We start from the raw sequence: 17,076 nt of genomic DNA on the forward strand, positions 1-17,076 counted from the left end.
CGCTCATCGTAGGCCTCCCGACCGACTCAGAAACCCCGGTCGAGCCGGTGCCAGGTCTGCTGCGTGCGGACCTCGTCGCGGAAGCCGCGCAGCGTGGTGTGCTCGTCGATGACCAGGAACTCGGTGCCGATCATCGTCGCGAGGTCCTCGACCACCTGGATGCCGACGGCGGTCGTCATCACGGTGTGGTGCGCGGCACCGGCGGTGAGCCAGGCCTCGGCGGACTCCGGGAACGACGGCTGCGGCTCCCAGACGGCACGGCCGACGGGCAGGTTCGGCAGCGCCTCGGTGGGCTCGACGACCTCGACGACGTTCGCGGTGAGGCGGAAGCCGTCGCGCGTGTCGGACAGCGCGGCGACCACGGCGGGTCCGGCGTCGGCGGTGAAGACCAGGCGCACCGGGTCGTCCTTGCCGCCGATGCCGAGCGGGTGGATCTCGAGCGTCGGGGTGGACGACGTCAGGGTCGGGGAGACCTCGAGCATGTGGGCACCGAGGATCTTCTCCGCGCCCGGGGTGAGGTCGTACGTGTAGTCCTCCATGAGGCTCGCGCCACCCGGGAGACCGGCGCCGGCCACGTTCATCGCGCGGACGAGCACGGCCGTCTTCCAGTCGCCCTCGGCGCCGAACCCGTAGCCGTCGGCCATGAGCCGCTGCACGGCGAGGCCGGGCAGCTGCTTGAGCGCGCCGAGGTCCTCGAAGTTCGTCGTGAACGCCGCGGACCCGTTCTCCGCCAGCAGTGCGCGCAGGCCGAGCTCGATCGCGGCACCGTCCCGCAGGGACTGGCGACGCTCGCCGCCGTCCCGCAGTTCCGGCACGAGGTCGTAGGCCGCGTCGTACTGCGCGACGAGCGCGTCGACGGCGGCGGTGTCGGCCGTCGCGGTCTCGACGGCCGCGACCAGGTCGTTGACGGCCCACGTGTTGACCTGCACGCCGAGCTCGATCTCGGCCTCGGTCTTGTCGCCCTCGGTCACGGCGACGTAGCGCATGTTGTCGCCGAAGCGCGTGAGCTTGAGCTGACGGATCGCGGCGGCACCGGCGGCGGCACGGGTCCAGTCGGACACCCGCTGCTGCACGCGCGGGTCGGAGACGTGGCCGACGGCCGTGGCGTGACGGACGCCCATGCGGGCGAGGGCGTACCCGAACTCGCGGTCGCCGTGCGCGGCCTGGTTGAGGTTCATGAAGTCGAAGTCGATGTCCGCCCACGGCAGCGCGACGTTCGCCTGCGTGTGCAGGTGCAGGAGCGGCTTCGTCAGCGCGTTGAGGCCGCTGATCCACATCTTCGCGGGGCTGAACGTGTGCATCCACGTGGTGACGCCGATGACCTTGTCGTCGGCGCTCGCCTCGATGAGGGCGCGCCGGATGCCGTCGGCGTCCTTGAGCACCGGCTTCCACACGAGCTTCACCGGCAGGACACCGGCGAGCGTCTCGTGCACGGCCTTGCTCTGCTCCTCGACCTGGCGGAGGGTCTCCTCGCCGTACAGGCCCTGCGACCCGGTGAGGAACCACACCTCGTAGCCGTCGAGCGTGGCCTGGGGGTCGACGGGGGTGTCCTGCGTCATCGCATGGCTCCTTCGGGGTTCTGTCCGTAGACGTTCTGGTACCGGTCGAACAACCGGTCGATGTTGTCCTGCGCGATCGGGACGAGCTCGCCGCCCTGCTTCGCGATGTGCACGGTGCGGGCGACGTCCTCGCACATCACCGCGGCCTTGACGGCGTCCTTCGCGTCCTTGCCGATCGTGAAGACGCCGTGGTTCTGCATGAGCACCGCACGGGAGCGGTGTCCGGACAGGGTCTCGACGATGCCGCGGCCGATGGTGTCGTCGCCGATGATCGCGAACGGGCCGACCGGGATCGGTCCGCCGAACTCGTCCGCCATCGCGGTGATGACGCACGGGATCGCCTCGGCCCGGGCGGCCCAGGCGGTGGCGTACGTCGAGTGGGTGTGCACGACGCCGTTCACCTCGGGCATGTTGCGGTACACGTAGGCGTGCGCGGCGGTGTCGCTCGACGGGCCGTGCTCGTTGCCCCACCCGTCGGCCGGCACACCGTCGAGGGTGCAGACGACCTGGTTCTCCGGGGCGAGGTCCTCGCTGACGACGCCGCTCGGTTTGATCACGAAGAGGTCGGTGCCGGGCACGCGCTCGGAGACGTTGCCGCCGGTCCAGATCACCAGGCCGTAGCGGACGAGCTCGCCGTGCAGGCGGGCCACGCGCTCGCGCGCGGCCGCCACGGCCGCCCGGGTGGTGTCGTCGGTCATCAGATCACGTCCTGTTCCTGCTGGGGGTCGGTGTCGGTGTCGGCCTGGAGGCCCGGCTCACCCGCGCCCGTCGACACGCCGCCGCGGGTGGTCGCGCCGGGCACCGTGGCCGCGATCGCCTGGATCGGCAGCGCGGCGCGGAAGCGATCGAGGTACGCGGTGAAGCCGGCGACGTCGCGGTCGTCGGGCTCGACGACGTTCGTCGCGGCGGACCCGAAGACCGTGGTGTCAAGGTACTCGGCGAGGGAGCTGTCGGCGGCGTACTCGAGGTAGGCGGCCAGGACGGCGATGCCCCACGCCCCGCCCTCGCTCGCGGTGGCCTCGAGGGCGACCGGCACGCGGAGGGCCGCGGCGAGCTGGCGCTGCGGCAGCCCGGGCGTCCGGAAGAGCCCGCCGTGCGCGGTCATCCGGTCGACGGCGACGCCCTCGCCGTGCAGGACCTCCATGCCGATCGCGAGCGTCGCGAACGCGCCCATGAGCTCCGCGCGGACGAGGTTGCCGAGCGTGAAGCGGGCGTCGGGCGCGCGGAGGAGCAGCGGGCGACCGTCCTCGACACCCGTGACGGGCTCGCCCGCCAGGTAGTTCACCGCGAGCAGTCCGCCGGCGTCGGTGTCGGCGTCCGCTGCCTCGTCGAGGAGCGTGCGGAACACGGTGTCGGTGTCGACGGGGGCACCGGCGGCCTCGGCGAAACGGCCGAAGACCCGGGCCCAGCTGCCGATCTCGCTCGCACCGTTGTTGCAGTGCACCATCGCGACGGCGTCGCCGGCGGGTGTCGTGACGACGTCGAGCTCCTCGTGCGGGGTCGACAGCGGCCGTTCGAGGACGACCATCGCGAAGATGCTCGTGCCGACGCTGACGTTGCCGGTGCGCTGAGCGACCGCGTTGGTCGCGACCATGCCGGTGCCGGCGTCGCCCTCGGGCGGGCAGAGCGGCGCGCCGGGCTGCAGCGTCCCGGTCGCGTCCAGCCACGCTGCGCCCTCGGCGGTGAGCGTGCCGGCGTCCTGTCCGGCGACGAGCACCTCGGGCAGCAGCGCCCGGAGGTCGGGGACGCCGATGAGGTCCTGCGCGGCGCTGAGCATGGCGGCGTCGTAGTCCTGCGTCGCCGGGTCGATCGGGAACATCCCGGAGGCGTCGCCGACCCCGAGCACGTCCCGACCGGTCAGGCGGCGGTGCACGTACCCGGCGAGCGTCGTGACGCCGTCGATGTGCGCGACGTGCTGCTCGTCGTCGAGGACGGCCTGGTACAGGTGCGCAACCGACCAGCGGAGCGGGATGTTGAAGCCGAGCGCGTCGCTGAGCGCGGCGGCGGCGGGGCCCGTCGAGGTGTTGCGCCAGGTGCGGAACGGGACGAGGAGGTCGCCCGCTGCGTCGAACGGCAGGTAGCCGTGCATCATGGCCGAGACGCCGACGGCCTTGAACGTCGTCGGGACCGAGGCGTGCTGCTCCTGCAGGTCGGCGACGAGCGCGGCGTAGGCGGCGCGCACGCCGGTCTCGACGGCTGCCAGCGGATAGGTCCAGCGACCGCCGACGAACTCGTTCTCCCACTCGTGCGAGCCGGCGGCGATGACCGTCAGGTCCTCACCCACCAGGCACGCCTTGATGCGGGTCGAACCGAGTTCGATGCCGAGGGTCGTGCGGCCGTCCGCGATCTCGCGGGTCCGGTCGTCGCTCATGGTGGCCTCCTGCTCTCGCCGTCGAGTGAGCGCTCACACCGTAGCGCGTGAGCGCTCACCCGGACAACTCGTCGGCCGTGTCGGCAGAGCGGCGACGGCGACCGCGCTCAGGACGAGCGCCGCACCACCAGCTCCGGCTGCAGGAGTGCCTCGTCGTGCTGGCCGCCCTCGAGCAGCGCCCGGGCCGACGCGAGCACCCGCTCCCCCATCGCCTGGAAGTCCTGTCGCACGGTGGTCAGCGGCGGCGTGAAGTGCGCCGCCTCCGGGATGTCGTCGAAGCCGACGACGGCGATGTCGTCCGGGACGCGCAGCCCCTCCTCGGCGAAGGCGTGCAGGACGCCGAGCGCCATCTGGTCGTTCCCCGCGAAGACCGCGTCGACCGCCGTGACGTCGAGGGACCGCCCGGCCGCGAATCCGCTCGCCGGGGTCCAGTCGCCGTCCAGCACGACCGGGGTCAGACCGCGGGAGCGCATGGTCCGCTCGTAGGTGGCGCGGCGCACCTCGCCCTCCTGCGAGACGGCGGGTCCGGCGATGTGCACGATCCGCCGGTGACCCCGGTCGAACAGGTGCTGCAACGCCATGGTGGTTCCGGCGGCCTGGTCGATCGCGACGGCGGAGACGGTGGCGCCACCGCTGCCGGGCACGACCAGGTCGGTGGGCACCGCGTCCCGCTGCACGGCGTTCGCGACCACGACGGGCACCGTCACGGCCATCGTCAGTGAGCCGAGGGCGTCGAGCACCCGGTTGTCGGCGGCGACGAGGACCACGGCGGCGACGTCCTGCGCGAGCAGCGTCGTGAGGGCCTCGGACAGGTCCGTCGGCCGGGGGTCGTCGGGCAGCGTCGAGAGGAGCACGTGGTACCCGGCGGTGCGCGCGGCCCGTTCGAACCCGATCGCCGTGCTCGACGGTCCGTACAGCGCGTCGCCTGCGCTGACCAGGCCGAGCGCCCGGCTCCGCCCACCGGCCAGGGCCCGGGCCGCGGCGCGGGGCCGGTAGCCGAGTTCCCCGATCGCGGTGGTCACCCGAGAGCGGAAGCCGTCCCGGACCGTCGGGTCACCGTTGATCACGCGGCTGACGGTCTGGTGCGAGACGCCCGCACGCTCGGCGACGTCGAAGATCGTCGGGGCCTTGCGGGGCCTGCCGTTCGGCGTCGCGGTCGTCGTCACCCGGTCACCGTACCGCGGCGCCAGTTCGGTGCGGCGACATCCCGATCCGGTCACGACGAGTTGACACCGTGGGACACAACCCACATGATGTGAGCGCTCACTTCGAGCATCACATCCCCAGCGGGACACAGCAGCCCCGCACCCGAGCGCGTCGACGTCGACGCGAGAGGAACAGAGGTACTTCGATGAAGAAGCGCAGGATCGTCGCGAGCGTCACCGCTCTCGGTCTCGCCCTCTCCCTGGCCGCCTGCTCTGCCGGCGGCCGCGGCGCCACCGGTTCCGACGGCGGCGACGAGAGCAACGGCAACAAGGGCGCCCTCGTCGGCGTCGCGATGCCGACCAAGGTCTCCGAGCGCTGGATCAAGGACGGCGACGCCGTCAAGAGCAGCCTCGAGAAGGCCGGCTACAAGGTCGACCTCGAGTACGCGGACAACAAGATCCCGCAGCAGGTCCAGCAGGTCAGCAACATGATCACGAAGGGCGCGAAGGTCCTCATCGTCGCGTCCATCGACGGCGGCTCGCTGTCCGACCAGCTCGACGCAGCGGCCGAGGCCGGCATCAAGGTGATCTCCTACGACCGCCTGCTGACCGGCAACGAGAACGTCGACTACTACGTCTCGTTCGACAACTACAAGGTGGGCGTCGACCAGGCGACCTCGCTCCTGACCGGCCTCGGGCTCCTCGACGAGAACGGCGAGAAGACCGACGAGAAGGGCCCCTTCACCATCGAGGTCTTCGCCGGCTCGGCCGACGACAACAACGCCACGTTCTTCTTCAACGGCGCGATGGACACCCTCAAGCCGTACCTCGAGGACGGCACGCTGACGATCGGCTCCGGCCAGGACGGCTTCACCCAGGCCGCCACCCAGCAGTGGGACCCGGCGCTCGCCAAGTCCCGCATGCAGAACCTCGTCGCGAAGTCGTACTCGGGCGGCACCACGCTCGACGGCGTGCTCTCGCCGTACGACGGCATCTCGATCGGCATCATCTCGGCGCTCCAGGGTGCCGGCTACGGTTCGGGCGACCGCCCGCTCCCGGTGATCACGGGCCAGGACGCCGAGGCCGCCTCGGTCAAGTCGATCATCAACGACCAGCAGTACTCGACCATCTACAAGGACACGCGTCAGCTCGCCGACAAGTCCGCGTCGATGGCCCAGGACCTGCTGTCGGGCAAGAAGCCCGAGGTCAACGACACCAAGACCTACGACAACAAGGCCAAGGTCGTCCCGACCTACCTGTTCCAGCCGACGATCGTCACCAAGGAGAACTACGAGAAGGTCCTCGTCGACTCCGGGTACTACACGGACGCCGACCTCAAGTAGGTCGCGACTCCTCTTCGGACAGGAGGCCCGGTGCCGGGCTGGCACCGGGCCTCCCGTTCCGTCCCCACCCACTCGCGCGCCGTCCCGGCGCCCAACGGAAGGCGGTCCCGTGGCGGACACCATCCTCGAGATGCGCGACATCACCAAGACGTTCCCCGGCGTCAAGGCCCTGCAGAACGTCTCGCTCCAGGTCGAACGGGGCCAGGTCCACGCGATCTGCGGTGAGAACGGCGCGGGCAAGTCCACGCTCATGAAGGTCCTGTCCGGTGTCTACCCGGCCGGCAGCTTCGACGGCGAGATCCTGCTCGACGGCAAGCCCGTCTCGTTCTCGAACATCAACGACTCCGAGGACGCGGGCGTCGTCATCATCCACCAGGAGCTCGCGCTGAGCCCCTACCTGTCGATCGCCGAGAACATCTTCCTCGGCAACGAGCGCGCCAAGGGCGGCTTCATCGACTGGAACAAGACGAACCTCGAGGCCGCGACGCTCCTGAAGCGCGTCGGCCTCAAGGACAACCCGATCACCAAGATCACGGACATCGGCGTCGGCAAGCAGCAGCTCGTCGAGATCGCGAAGGCGCTGTCGAAGAAGGTGAAGCTCCTCATCCTCGACGAGCCGACCGCCGCACTGAACGACGACGACTCCGCGCACCTGCTCGAGCTCATCCGCTCGCTGCAGGCCGAGGGCATGACGGCGATCATCATCAGCCACAAGCTCAACGAGATCAAGGCGATCGCTGACAAGGTCACGATCATCCGAGACGGACAGACCATCGAGACCCTCGACATGCACGCCGGCGAGGTCTCCGAGGACCGCATCATCCGCGGCATGGTCGGGCGGGACCTCTCCAACCGGTACCCGGAGCACGAGTCGAACATCGGCGAAGAGCTCCTGCGCATCGAGGACTGGACCGTCCACCACCCGCTCGACGCCTCCCGCGAGATCATCCACCAGGCGAACCTCACCGTCCGCGCCGGTGAGATCGTCGGGATCGCCGGGCTGATGGGCGCCGGCCGCACCGAGCTCGCGATGAGCGTCTTCGGGCACTCGTACGGCACCGGGATCAGCGGCACCGTCTACAAGCGCGGGACCCCGATCAAGACGAACACGGTCACCGCCGCGATCGACAACGGCCTGGCCTACGCGACCGAGGACCGGAAGCGCTACGGCCTCAACCTCATCGACGACATCAAGCGGAACGTCTCCGGCTCGGCACTCGGCAAGCTCGCCAAGTGGGGCTTCGTGAACGGCTCCGAGGAGACCACCGTCGCGCGCCAGTTCCTCAAGAACATGAACATCAAGGCACCGACCGTGAACGCGGTGACCGGCAAGCTCTCCGGCGGGAACCAGCAGAAGGTCGTCCTGTCGAAGTGGATGTACTCCGACCCGGACGTGCTCATCCTCGACGAGCCCACCCGCGGCATCGACGTCGGCGCGAAGTACGAGATCTACACGATCATCAACGCGCTCGCGGACCAGGGGAAGGGGATCATCGTGATCTCCTCCGAGCTGCCCGAGCTGCTCGGCATCTGCGACCGCATCTACACGCTCTCCGAGGGCACCATCACCGCCGACGTCCCGCGCTCCGAGGCGTCGCCGGAAGTCCTCATGCAGTACATGACCCAGGAACGGGAGACCCCAGTCAATGAACGCGCTTAAGTCCGCCGCCAGCTACCTCACCGGGCAGCTCCGACAGATCGGCCTGTTCATCGCGCTGATCGTCATCGTCATCTTCTTCCAGGTGACGACGAACGGCATCACGCTGGCCCCGATCAACGTCTCGAACCTGATCGTCCAGAACAGCTACATCCTGATCCTCGCGATCGGCATGGTGATGGTGATCATCGCCGGGCACATCGACCTCTCGGTCGGTTCGGTCGTCGCGTTCACCGGCGCCATGGCCGGCGTCATGATCACCCAGTGGGGCATCCCCTGGCCGGTCGCCGTCGTCCTCTGCCTCGTCCTCGGCGCCCTGGTCGGTGCGTGGCAGGGCTTCTGGATCGCCTACTTCGGGATCCCGGCGTTCATCGTGACCCTGGCGGGCATGCTCGCCTTCCGCGGTGCCGCGCAGATCGCCCTGCAGAACCAGCAGATCTCGCCCTTCCCGGACGGCTTCCGCTCGCTCGGCTCCGGCTTCCTGCCGTCCTTCGGCACCTCGGGCTACGAGCCGCTCACGATGGTCCTCGGCCTCGCCGCCGCGGCGATCCTCGTGATCACCGGCTTCCGCGGTCGTGCGACCCGTCGCAAGTACCAGCTCGAGGACGAGCCGTTCGCGTGGTTCATCACCAAGATGGCGTTCACCGTCGCGCTGGTCATCTTCATCGCGCTGCTGCTCGCCAGCTACAACGGCACCCCGATCGTCCTCGTGATCCTCGGCGTCCTGGTCATCGCGTACTCGATGGTCATGCGCAGCGCGGTCTTCGGTCGCCACATCTACGCGATCGGCGGCAACCCGCTGGCCGCACAGCTCTCCGGCGTCAAGACGAAGCGCGTCACGTTCCTGCTGTTCGTCAACATGGGTGTCATCTCGGCCCTCGCCGGCGTCGTCTTCACCGGCCAGCTCAACCTCGCCTCGCCGAGCGCGGGCAACGGGTTCGAGCTCGACGCCATCGCGGCCGTGTTCATCGGTGGTGCCGCCGTCACCGGTGGCATCGGAACGGTCCCGGGAGCGATCGTCGGTGGTCTCATCATCGGTCTGCTCAACAACGGCATGTCGATCCTCGGTGTCGGTTCCGAGTTCCAGCAGCTCATCAAGGGCCTGGTGCTCCTCGCCGCCGTCGCGTTCGACGTCTTCAACAAGCGCCGCGCGGCCTCCGCTCGCAAGTAACGCAGGCACCACACCACGAAGCGGACACCGCACCTCGTTCCGGCGAGGTGCGGTGTCCGCTTCGTGGTTCCCGGGGTGGGTCAGCGGTCAGGCGGTCAGCACCGCCCAGGCCCCGGCCGGGAGGCGCAACTCGCCCTCCGACAGATCGGCCCGGCCCGCCTCGACGCGCGTCGCGTCGGCCGCGGGCAGCACCACCGGCTCCGGCGAGAGGTTCAGGGCGGTGACCACGGCCTCCCGGTCGGTCGCGGTCCGGAGGACCAGCGCCTCGTTCGACAGGTGCACCACGTCGGTGTGCGCACGGTGCAGCCACGGGTGCCGACGCCGGAGGGCGACGAGCGCCTGGTGGGCGTGCAGCACCTCGGCCGCCGTCCCGCTCGGCTCGGGTGGCGCAGCCGGGAACGCGGGGCGGACCGCGTCGTCGCCGCCCTCGCGCTGCTCCTTGACGCCGGTCCAACCGAACTCGTCGCCCGCGTACACCGACGGCGTCCCCGCGACGGTGAAGAGCACCGCGACGGCGTGACCGACGAACCCCTCCCCCACGGCCGAAGCGATCCGGGTGACGTCGTGGTTGCCGACGAACGTGCTCGGGGCGAACGTCGCCAGGAGCTCGTCGTGCCGCTCGACCGCGTGGGCGAGTTCGAAGCAGTTCCGGTCCGCGATGCCGTGCCAGATGCCCTGCCACAGCTCGTACTGGGTGGTCGAGTCCATCGTCGACTCGCGGACGATCGCCGCGGTGTCGCCGTGGATGACCTCGCCCGAGAACCAGGCGTCCGGGAACCGCTCGCGCACGCGCGGCAGCACCCGGGCCCAGAACGCCGGCGGCACCGCGTAGGCCGCGTCGAGTCGCCAGCCGTCGACGCCGCGCTCCAGCCAGTGCGTCATGACCGCGACGATGAGGTCCTCGGTCTGCTGCGACGCGTGGTCGAGTGCGACGAGGATGTCGTGGCCCTCGAACGACCCGACCGGCACCGACTGCCCCGGCTGCCAGCCCGACCAGTCGACGGCGAACAGGCCCGCGGTGTCGGCGTCCGGTCCCGCCGTCTCGAGCTGGCGGAACGCCGGGTGCTCACGGCCGACGTGGTTGAAGACGCCGTCGAGCAGCACGCGGACCCCCCGCTCGCGCGCAGCGGCCACCAGGCGGTCGAAGTCCGCATCGTCGCCGAGTCGGGGGTCGATCCGGGAGTGGTCGACCGTGTCGTAGCCGTGCGACGAACTCGCGAAGACCGGCCCGAGCAGCAGTCCGTTCAGGCCGAGGTCCACCACGTGGTCGAGCCAGCCCTCCAGGTGGCCGAGGCGGTGCTCGACCGCACGCTCGTCGACCGGCGTTGCCGGGCGGACCTCTGCTCCGACGAAGCCGAGCGGGTAGACGTGCCACCACATGACGTGCTCGACCCAGGCGGGCTCGCTCGGCCTCGTCGCGGCGGCGGGGTTCGGCTCGGCTGCTGTGTCCATCCATGCATGCTGCCAGGCGGCCCTGGTCAGGGCCGTGGACCGGGGTACCGCCAGCCTGGAAGCGCGTCGGTGGCCGGGACGATCATGGGCGTATGGGACGAGCCATCCGGACCGAGGACGACGCACGCCGACTCGAGGCCGCGCACGCGGAACGGACGTGCGCGTCCTGCGGACGGCGCATGCCCGACACCGCCGGCCCGGACACGAAGTGGTGCTCCGACGCGTGCCGACGCCACGGGCTCGACGACACCGACCGGACCCTCGAGCACACGATCGACGCGCTGCTCGACGCTCGCGCGCTGACCTCGAGCATCTGCCCGTCGGATGCCGCCCGTGCCGTCGGCGGTGAGGACTGGCGCGACCTCATGGAACCCGCGCGTCGCGCCGCCCGGCGGATGGTCGCGCGTGGCGAGGTCGAGATCACCCAGGGCGGGAACGTCATCGACCCGTCGACCGCGAAGGGCCCGATCCGGATCCGCCGTCCGCGCTGAGGCCGAGGTGCCGGCCCGGGTACGCGAGGCTCGCCCCTGCCGTGAGCGCCGTCGGGAAGCACCCGAGGCCGCCGAACGCACCGCCCAGGGTCACGAGGGCCAGGGCATGGGCGATGCGCGCATCGACCCGGCTCAGCTGGTCGGGTCGGTCTTCTGCCGCATCGTGACGACCAGCCGTTCGAGCGCGACCACGAGGCGGTCCGTCTGCGAGCGGGACACGCGTGACGATGAGTGCTGGAAGTTCGACTTCTCGTCGGTCAGTCGTTTCAGGTGGTTGCCCGGCTGCCTGTCCGGCGAACACGCTGTGTCGAGGAGGCGTCTCGCCTGAGCATGGTTCTCGCCGACGTGGTGGTACCCGAGGACTGCACCGCAGATCGCATCCGCTGCTGCTATGCCACCGAGCACGGCGTTCGCGCCGGCGGCTTTCCAATCGGCATGTGACGAAGACCCGGCGCAGAGGACGACCACCTCGTAGTACGCCTCCGCTTCGTCGCGCCGCCTGCGGACCGCTGCTCGATCCATGGCGCGCGTCCGGACCGACATCAGACCAACGTCCTGATGTCGGGACCGAAGACGGTGCGCGCATCCGCACGCCACGAGCCGACGAGCGGGTCGCCCTCGGCGGCGAACCGCTCCAGGTCAGCACGGGTGACGTCGAACACCTGGCACTCGTTGCCGGTCCAGCGGTGGACCAGATCGCCGAGCTGCACCACGACGTCGAGATCGGTCTCCGTGTCGAAGACCACGAGCAGATCCACGTCGGACTCGTCGGTGGCCGTTCCCCGCGCAACGGATCCGAAGATCGACACGGAGAGGATGGACGGATCGACCCCGGCGAGGAAATCGTGGATCCGTCGCTCGAGTTCCGCCCCGGCGCCGAGCACGAGTTCGACGGCGGGCCACAGCAGGTGGTCACGGTTCACCCGGTAGGCCGAGTGCTGGAGGCCGCGTTCGACGCACACCAGTCCGGCATGTTCCAGTTTGTCGAGCGCTCGTTTGATGCCGGTGTGTTGCGCGGCACCAGCGACTCGCGCAACCTGGCGCCCGGTCATGCCGGCGTCGGTCTGTGCGAGGACACGGAGGGCGTCGGCCTGGGTCGGCCCGACGAGCGTGGCGAGAGGAGCGGTGAGCTGCATCAGGCGAGTGTACACAGATGTGGTACACGTGTGCACATCATGTGTACACCTACTCGATCGGTCGACCGCTCCGGTCAACGACGCCGACGGGCGAGCAGTGTCCCCACCGCGACGAGCGCGAGGCAGGCGATGATCGGGACGCGCTGGTCGCCCTTGACGTCGCGGTACTGCACTCCGGGATCGGCCAGCGCCGTGCCGGGGAAGGCGAGGCTCGTCACCTGTGTCACCCAGTAGGTCGAGGCGATGCTGCTCGCGAGACCGACGTCCCGGACCGCGGGACGCAGGCGCCACACCGTGAGGCCGGCCAACGCCACCGCGAGCGACATCGTCTGCGCGTTGTGGAACTTCGCGTGCGGCGGCCAGGCCGGGTTCTTCACGTGGGTCTCGTTGTAGTCGAAGACGAAGGCGCCCACGGGGGCGGCGACCGCAGCGACGCCGATGCAGATCCGCCCAGCCAGCTCACGCGCAGAGAGTGTCATGGCGCCAGCCTGCCCGGGACCGGATCAGAAGGCGTAGCGGATGTGGCAGGAGGGCAGGTTCTCGTCGACGAGCTGGCGGAATCGGTCGATGTGCCGCGCCTTCATCGCCGCGCGGTACCGGATGTTGACCGCGCCGTTCTGGGAGAGCTTCTGCTCTTGCAGGTCCGGACGCCAGAGCAGGTCCTCCGCCTTCGGGTGCCAGCCGAGGTTCACCTCGTGCAACTGCTCGTTGTGGGTGAGGAAGATCACCTCGGCCGCGAGCTGCGCCTTCGCAGCCGGGGAGAGCACGTCATCGACCTGCCGCAGCAGTGCGGCCCAGTCGGCCTCCCACGTCGGCGTCAGGATGACGGGCGAGAAGTTCAGGTGGACCTCGTACCCGGCCTCGACGAAGTCGTTCACGGCCGCCAGTCGTTCGGCGATCGGTGACGTCCGGATGTCCGTCACCTTCGCGGTCTCGTGCGGCATCAGCGAGAACCGGATCCGCGTCCGTCCCATCGGATCCCAGTCGAGCAGATCGCGGTTGACGTACTTGGTGGCGAACGAGGCCTTCGCCGTCGGTGTCATCCGGAACAGGTCGCACAGGTCGCGCACGTTGTCACTGAGCATCGCGTCCACCGAGCAGTCGCTGTTCTCGCCGATGTCGTAGACCCACGCATCGGGGTCGCACTGGTTCGGCTCGGTCTTCGGCCCCTGCTTCTGGATGTTGCGAGCGAGGTGCTTGGTGATCTGCTCGATGTTGGCGAAGACGGTGACCGGGTTGCTGTAGCCCTTGCGTCGGGGGACGTAGCAGTACGCGCACGCCATCGCGCAGCCGTTCGCCGTGGACGGCGCGATGAAGTCCGCCGAGCGTCCGTTCGGCCTCGTGACGAGGGACTTCTTCACACCGAGGACGAGCGCCTCGGTCTTGATCCGCACCCAGCGGGAGACGTTGCGCTCGTCGCCGTGCACCTCGGGGATCTGCCAGTGCGACGCGACGGGCACGATCTCGGCGTCCGGCCACTGCCCGACGATCTCCTGCCCACGCGGGAGTTCGAGCGCAGCATCCTCGGCGTAGATGCGCTTGACGTCGAGCAGGGGGCGCACGCGGGAGTCGGTCATCACCCACCGTTCTACCGGTCACCACTGACACCTCTGGGGGTGGCCCGTGCAGACTCGACGGCATGACCGCCGGTGTGGAGGACGACCACTTCTTCGTCGTGGACGGACGACGCTGGCGGCGGACCGACCCGGCGCTCCCCGAGGACCTCGCAGCACGCCTCCGGTCCCACCTCGGCCGCGGTCGCAACGCCGTGAAGCAGGCGAGACGAGCCGGCGACGAGGACGCCGTCGCGGCTGCTCGACACCGCAACGGGCTCGCGAAGCACGGCCTCGGGGAACGCGGCCCGGAGTGGTGGACCCGCCCGGAGTCCGAGCGACTCGCCCAGGCCGAGCAGGCCCTCGCGGACCTCGACCGCCTCGACGAGGTCGGGTGATGGCCGACCAGGTCATCCGGGCGCCGCGATGGGAACGAACCGCGAACGCCGCAGCGGTTGGCCCGCTGCAGATCGTGGTCGGCATGGTCCTCATCGGGGTGGCCTTCGTCCCGGAGGCATCGGCGCGGGCGTTCGTCGTGGTCCTCGGGACGCTGTTCGTCGGACTCGGTCTGTGGATGACCGTCCGCGCCCACCGCGTCGCGGTCCGCCTCGAGGACCAGGTGCTCCGGTACGACGGGTACGTCATGAGCTGGTCCGTGCCTCGATCGCAGATCACGACCGTCCTCGACGACGGCTTCGTCGAGTGGGTGGACGACGACGGGCGGCAGCACCGACGGCAGATCTGGCTCCTGACGAAGGCATGGGAGGACGACGGCACGAAGTTCGCCCCGTACTGGATCTGGCGCCGCGAAGGGCTCCTGCGCGTCCGCGGATGGGCAGGCGCGCGCGCGTTCTGACGGCTGAACGGTCCTCGAAGCCGCCGTCAGCCGAACGGCTGACGACACGTCGCGTTTCCCCACCTTCCGGATGAGGTGCGAGAGATCCTCGCAGCCGTAAGCTCGTCGCGGCGAGGACGCCGAGAACGAGGGGGGAACCATGAACGAGATCGTCACGCACACGGGGGCGCTGGTGGGGCTGCGCACCGGGACGACCACCACCGAGGGGCCGACGGGCACGCGGGTCGGGGTGCTGCTGGAGCTGTGCTCCGAGGACAGCGCCGGGGTCCGCCGCCCGTGGGAACTGCTGGTCACGCCGGCCCAGGCGGCCGCGCTCGTCGACGCCGAGCGGACCGAGCCCGGCGTGCTCGTCCGGTTCGCCGGGGAGCGTCTGGGTGAGCGCGGAGGGGTGCCTCTCGTGCGCGTCGGCCGGATCGCGGTGCTCGTGCCCGAACCGACCTGCTGACCGCACGACCACGACGAACGGCCCCGGGCATCCCCCGGGGCCGTTCGTCGTCGTGGAGCCCGCCGTCAGGCTTCGGTGTGTCCGAGCTCGGGCTCGACGCACATGCAGACCGTGCGGGATGCCGACGCGTGCACCTCGAAGACGACGACCTCGTTGCGCCCGGGTCGGAGCACCGGACCGGGGACGGCCAACGTGCCCTGGGGCCCGCGCGACCAGTACCGGCCGAGGCAGAACCCGTTGACCCAGGCCACGCCCTTGCGGAAGCCGTCGAGCGCCAGGTAGCGGTCGAGGTCCGCCGCGCGCTCGGAGAGGTCGAACGTCCCCACGGCGAACGCGGGTCCGGCGACGGTCTCTCCCATCGCCGACGGTGCCGTGCGGAGCACCTCGAGCGCAGCCTCCGGCACCGAATCGAGGGCGAGCGGCGAGACCGTCCACCGCGAGAGCACGACGTCGTCGACACGCACGGCACCGATGAGCCCCTTCGGCTCGCCGATCCGGGGCCCGTAGTCGACGCGGCCCTGGTCCTCGACGAGCAGCTCCAGGAGGCCCGTGGCCGGCGGCAGGGCGATCGCGCGGTCGTGGTGCTCCCGCTCCAGGCCCCCGACCGGACGCCCGTCGAGGCTGACGACCACGCGGTCACGGACCTCCTCGGCGACGGTGAGGACGCCGCCCTCCGGCAGGTCGACCTCGGTCCGGTACAGGACGAACCCGGAGGCGGCGCCGAGCTCGTCGAACGTCGGCGGCGTCTCGTGCATGCTCCAGGACGTGATCGTCGGCAGGAGGCCGGCGAGCGGCACGACGCGGTCGAGGCGGACGGCCACGTCAGCGGCGGGGCTGCGTCGGGCCTCCCGTCCGTCGTCGTGCGTCGCGAGCCGACCGGACCCGCCTGGCTGCATCGTCGGCGGCAGCTCCGGGACGGGCGCGTAGCGCGCGATGACCTGACGGAAGGCGTGGAACTTGTCGGTCGGACGGCCGGCCTCGTCGAGCGGGGCGTCGTAATCGTAGGACGTCGCGATGGGACGGTAGACGCCCTTGTCGTTCGCACCGTTGGTGAAGCCGAAGTTGGTCCCGCCGTGGAACATGTAGATGTTCACGGATCCCCCGGCGGCGAGCAGGACGTCGAGGTCCTCGGCGCTGGCCGTGGCCGGCGTGGTGTGGTGGTGCTCGCCCCAGCTGTCGAACCACCCGTCCCAGAACTCGGAGCACATGAGCGGTCCGGTCGGCTGTGCCCGGCGGAGGCGCGCCAGCCGCTCGGCGGACCGGGACCCGAACGACCCGGTCTTGTGCAACGACGGCAGCGACCCGTCCTCGAGCATGGAGTCCATCGGCTGGTCGACGCTCGTGAACGGCACGGTGAGCCCGATGTCCCGGTGCATGCGCTCGAGCTTCTCGAGGTACACGGGGTCGGAGCCGTACGCGCCGTACTCGTTCTCCACCTGCACGAGCACGATCGGCCCGCCCGCGTCGATCTGCCGGGGCACGAGGATCGGGGCCAGGGCGTCGAGGTAGCGACCGACGGCGGCGAGGAACTGCGGCTCGTCGCGGCGGATCCCGACGGTGCCGTCGGTGAACAGCCAGAACGGCAGCCCACCGTTCGTCCACTCGGCGCAGATGTACGGGCCAGGGCGGACGATCGCGTGCATGCCCTCGGCGGCCACGAGGTCGAGGAACCGGCCGAGGTCGAGGCCGCCACTGAAGTCGAACGAGCCCGGCGTGGCCTCGTGCGCGTTCCACGCGACGTAGGTCTCGACGGTGTTGAGGCCCATGAGCTTGGCCTTGCGGATGCGGTCCGCCCACAGGTCGGGGTGGACGCGGAAGTAGTGGATCGCGCCGGAGAGCACGCGGTGCGGCTGCCCGTCGAGCAGGAAGTCGGTGTCGCCGATGGCGAAGCGCATCT

The 17,076-nt window shown here is 70.3% G+C and carries 17 protein-coding genes; 7 read left to right on the forward strand and 10 right to left on the reverse strand.

Translation table 11 applies throughout. The features are described from left to right. Nucleotides 1-26 precede the first annotated feature (26 nt). The 4 genes from araA to DEJ18_RS11480 form a co-directional block, all read right to left on the reverse strand. Complete coding sequence (araA, locus tag DEJ18_RS11465; RefSeq protein WP_111211131.1) at nucleotides 27-1,559, reverse strand: L-arabinose isomerase; 1,533 nt, start codon at nucleotides 1,557-1,559, stop codon at nucleotides 27-29. Continuing rightward, a complete protein-coding gene (locus DEJ18_RS11470; protein WP_111211132.1) occupies nucleotides 1,556-2,257 on the reverse strand; it encodes an L-ribulose-5-phosphate 4-epimerase in 702 nt (233 codons plus the stop codon). Before DEJ18_RS11470 ends, araA begins: the two co-directional genes overlap by 4 nt. After that, a complete protein-coding gene (locus DEJ18_RS11475) occupies nucleotides 2,257-3,930 on the reverse strand; it encodes a xylulokinase (protein ID WP_111211133.1) in 1,674 nt (557 codons plus the stop codon). Before DEJ18_RS11475 ends, DEJ18_RS11470 begins: the two co-directional genes overlap by 1 nt. A gap of 107 nt (nucleotides 3,931-4,037) precedes the next feature. After that, nucleotides 4,038-5,096, reverse strand: a complete 1,059-nt coding sequence (locus tag DEJ18_RS11480) for a LacI family DNA-binding transcriptional regulator (RefSeq protein WP_181434248.1) — start codon at nucleotides 5,094-5,096, stop codon at nucleotides 4,038-4,040. A gap of 185 nt (nucleotides 5,097-5,281) precedes the next feature. On the opposite strand from DEJ18_RS11480, the gene chvE reads away from it, so the two are divergent. From chvE to mmsB, 3 genes are all read left to right on the forward strand, one after another. Further along, on the forward strand, nucleotides 5,282-6,418 hold the full coding sequence (gene chvE / locus DEJ18_RS11485) for a multiple monosaccharide ABC transporter substrate-binding protein (protein ID WP_111211135.1): 1,137 nt from the start codon (nucleotides 5,282-5,284) through the stop codon (nucleotides 6,416-6,418). A gap of 109 nt (nucleotides 6,419-6,527) precedes the next feature. After that, nucleotides 6,528-8,078 carry a multiple monosaccharide ABC transporter ATP-binding protein gene (gene mmsA, locus DEJ18_RS11490; RefSeq protein WP_111211136.1) on the forward strand — a complete coding sequence of 517 codons (1,551 nt, stop codon included), beginning with the start codon at nucleotides 6,528-6,530 and terminating at the stop codon, nucleotides 8,076-8,078. Continuing rightward, complete coding sequence (gene mmsB, locus DEJ18_RS11495; RefSeq protein ID WP_111082385.1) at nucleotides 8,065-9,246, forward strand: multiple monosaccharide ABC transporter permease; 1,182 nt, start codon at nucleotides 8,065-8,067, stop codon at nucleotides 9,244-9,246. Before mmsA ends, mmsB begins: the two co-directional genes overlap by 14 nt. Before the next feature lie 87 nt (nucleotides 9,247-9,333). On the opposite strand, the gene DEJ18_RS11500 is transcribed toward mmsB, so the two are convergent. After that, nucleotides 9,334-10,698: an alpha-amylase family glycosyl hydrolase gene (locus tag DEJ18_RS11500; protein ID WP_111211137.1), complete on the reverse strand. Its 1,365-nt coding sequence runs from the start codon at nucleotides 10,696-10,698 to the stop codon at nucleotides 9,334-9,336. Between the two features lie 179 nt (nucleotides 10,699-10,877). Here DEJ18_RS11500 and DEJ18_RS11505 point away from each other — a divergent pair, with 179 nt between their 5' ends. Continuing rightward, entirely contained in the window at nucleotides 10,878-11,189 is a 312-nt protein-coding gene (locus DEJ18_RS11505) for a DUF3253 domain-containing protein (RefSeq protein ID WP_258371203.1), read from the forward strand. Nucleotides 11,190-11,321: 132 nt separating this feature from the next. On the opposite strand, the gene DEJ18_RS11510 is transcribed toward DEJ18_RS11505, so the two are convergent. The 4 genes from DEJ18_RS11510 to DEJ18_RS11525 all read right to left on the reverse strand — a co-directional run bounded on the left by DEJ18_RS11510 (nucleotide 11,322) and on the right by DEJ18_RS11525 (nucleotide 13,902). Beyond that, nucleotides 11,322-11,711, reverse strand: a complete 390-nt coding sequence (locus DEJ18_RS11510) for a hypothetical protein (protein ID WP_146241608.1) — start codon at nucleotides 11,709-11,711, stop codon at nucleotides 11,322-11,324. Between the two features lie 20 nt (nucleotides 11,712-11,731). Continuing rightward, on the reverse strand, nucleotides 11,732-12,241 hold the full coding sequence (locus DEJ18_RS11515) for a nucleotidyltransferase domain-containing protein (RefSeq protein WP_181434249.1): 510 nt from the start codon (nucleotides 12,239-12,241) through the stop codon (nucleotides 11,732-11,734). A 158-nt stretch (nucleotides 12,242-12,399) separates the two neighbouring features. Continuing rightward, nucleotides 12,400-12,804 (reverse strand): DUF6640 family protein, encoded by a 405-nt coding sequence (locus DEJ18_RS11520; RefSeq protein WP_220032731.1) that lies wholly within the window; start codon nucleotides 12,802-12,804, stop codon nucleotides 12,400-12,402. A 24-nt stretch (nucleotides 12,805-12,828) separates the two neighbouring features. Next, entirely contained in the window at nucleotides 12,829-13,902 is a 1,074-nt protein-coding gene (locus DEJ18_RS11525; protein WP_111211140.1) for a spore photoproduct lyase family protein, read from the reverse strand. Nucleotides 13,903-13,964: 62 nt separating this feature from the next. On the opposite strand from DEJ18_RS11525, the gene DEJ18_RS11530 reads away from it, so the two are divergent. From DEJ18_RS11530 to DEJ18_RS11540, 3 genes are all read left to right on the forward strand, one after another. Continuing rightward, nucleotides 13,965-14,276: a biopolymer transporter Tol gene (locus tag DEJ18_RS11530; protein WP_111211141.1), complete on the forward strand. Its 312-nt coding sequence runs from the start codon at nucleotides 13,965-13,967 to the stop codon at nucleotides 14,274-14,276. After that, nucleotides 14,276-14,734 (forward strand): hypothetical protein, encoded by a 459-nt coding sequence (locus DEJ18_RS11535; protein WP_111211142.1) that lies wholly within the window; start codon nucleotides 14,276-14,278, stop codon nucleotides 14,732-14,734. The genes DEJ18_RS11530 and DEJ18_RS11535 overlap by 1 nt, the downstream gene beginning before the upstream one ends. A gap of 139 nt (nucleotides 14,735-14,873) precedes the next feature. After that, nucleotides 14,874-15,179, forward strand: coding sequence for a hypothetical protein (locus DEJ18_RS11540; RefSeq protein WP_111211143.1), 306 nt, complete (start codon nucleotides 14,874-14,876; stop codon nucleotides 15,177-15,179). A gap of 65 nt (nucleotides 15,180-15,244) precedes the next feature. Here DEJ18_RS11540 and DEJ18_RS11545 read toward each other — a convergent pair whose 3' ends face one another. Continuing rightward, nucleotides 15,245-17,074: a glycoside hydrolase family 35 protein gene (locus DEJ18_RS11545; protein ID WP_111211144.1), complete on the reverse strand. Its 1,830-nt coding sequence runs from the start codon at nucleotides 17,072-17,074 to the stop codon at nucleotides 15,245-15,247. Between the last annotated feature and the right edge of the window lie 2 nt (nucleotides 17,075-17,076).

Origin of the sequence: Curtobacterium sp. MCSS17_015, assembly GCF_003234265.2 — a bacterium.
Classification (GTDB): Bacteria; Actinomycetota; Actinomycetes; order Actinomycetales; family Microbacteriaceae; genus Curtobacterium.

Bases quoted from the DNA above. Each gene is read 5' to 3' on its own strand.
- DEJ18_RS11515 (WP_181434249.1), bottom strand. From the start codon at position 12,241: ATGACCGGGCGCCAGGTTGCGCGAGTCGCTGGTGCCGCGCAACACACC.
- DEJ18_RS11525 (WP_111211140.1), bottom strand. From the start codon at position 13,902: ATGACCGACTCCCGCGTGCGCCCCCTGCTCGACGTCAAGCGCATCTAC.
- DEJ18_RS11475 (WP_111211133.1), bottom strand. From the start codon at position 3,930: ATGAGCGACGACCGGACCCGCGAGATCGCGGACGGCCGCACGACCCTC.
- DEJ18_RS11530 (WP_111211141.1), top strand. From the start codon at position 13,965: ATGACCGCCGGTGTGGAGGACGACCACTTCTTCGTCGTGGACGGACGA.
- araA (WP_111211131.1), bottom strand. From the start codon at position 1,559: ATGACGCAGGACACCCCCGTCGACCCCCAGGCCACGCTCGACGGCTAC.
- DEJ18_RS11470 (WP_111211132.1), bottom strand. From the start codon at position 2,257: ATGACCGACGACACCACCCGGGCGGCCGTGGCGGCCGCGCGCGAGCGC.
- DEJ18_RS11540 (WP_111211143.1), top strand. From the start codon at position 14,874: ATGAACGAGATCGTCACGCACACGGGGGCGCTGGTGGGGCTGCGCACC.
- DEJ18_RS11520 (WP_220032731.1), bottom strand. From the start codon at position 12,804: ATGACACTCTCTGCGCGTGAGCTGGCTGGGCGGATCTGCATCGGCGTC.
- DEJ18_RS11500 (WP_111211137.1), bottom strand. From the start codon at position 10,698: ATGGACACAGCAGCCGAGCCGAACCCCGCCGCCGCGACGAGGCCGAGC.
- chvE (WP_111211135.1), top strand. From the start codon at position 5,282: ATGAAGAAGCGCAGGATCGTCGCGAGCGTCACCGCTCTCGGTCTCGCC.
- mmsB (WP_111082385.1), top strand. From the start codon at position 8,065: ATGAACGCGCTTAAGTCCGCCGCCAGCTACCTCACCGGGCAGCTCCGA.
- DEJ18_RS11545 (WP_111211144.1), bottom strand. From the start codon at position 17,074: ATGCGCTTCGCCATCGGCGACACCGACTTCCTGCTCGACGGGCAGCCG.
- DEJ18_RS11510 (WP_146241608.1), bottom strand. From the start codon at position 11,711: ATGGATCGAGCAGCGGTCCGCAGGCGGCGCGACGAAGCGGAGGCGTAC.
- DEJ18_RS11535 (WP_111211142.1), top strand. From the start codon at position 14,276: ATGGCCGACCAGGTCATCCGGGCGCCGCGATGGGAACGAACCGCGAAC.
- DEJ18_RS11505 (WP_258371203.1), top strand. From the start codon at position 10,878: ATGCCCGACACCGCCGGCCCGGACACGAAGTGGTGCTCCGACGCGTGC.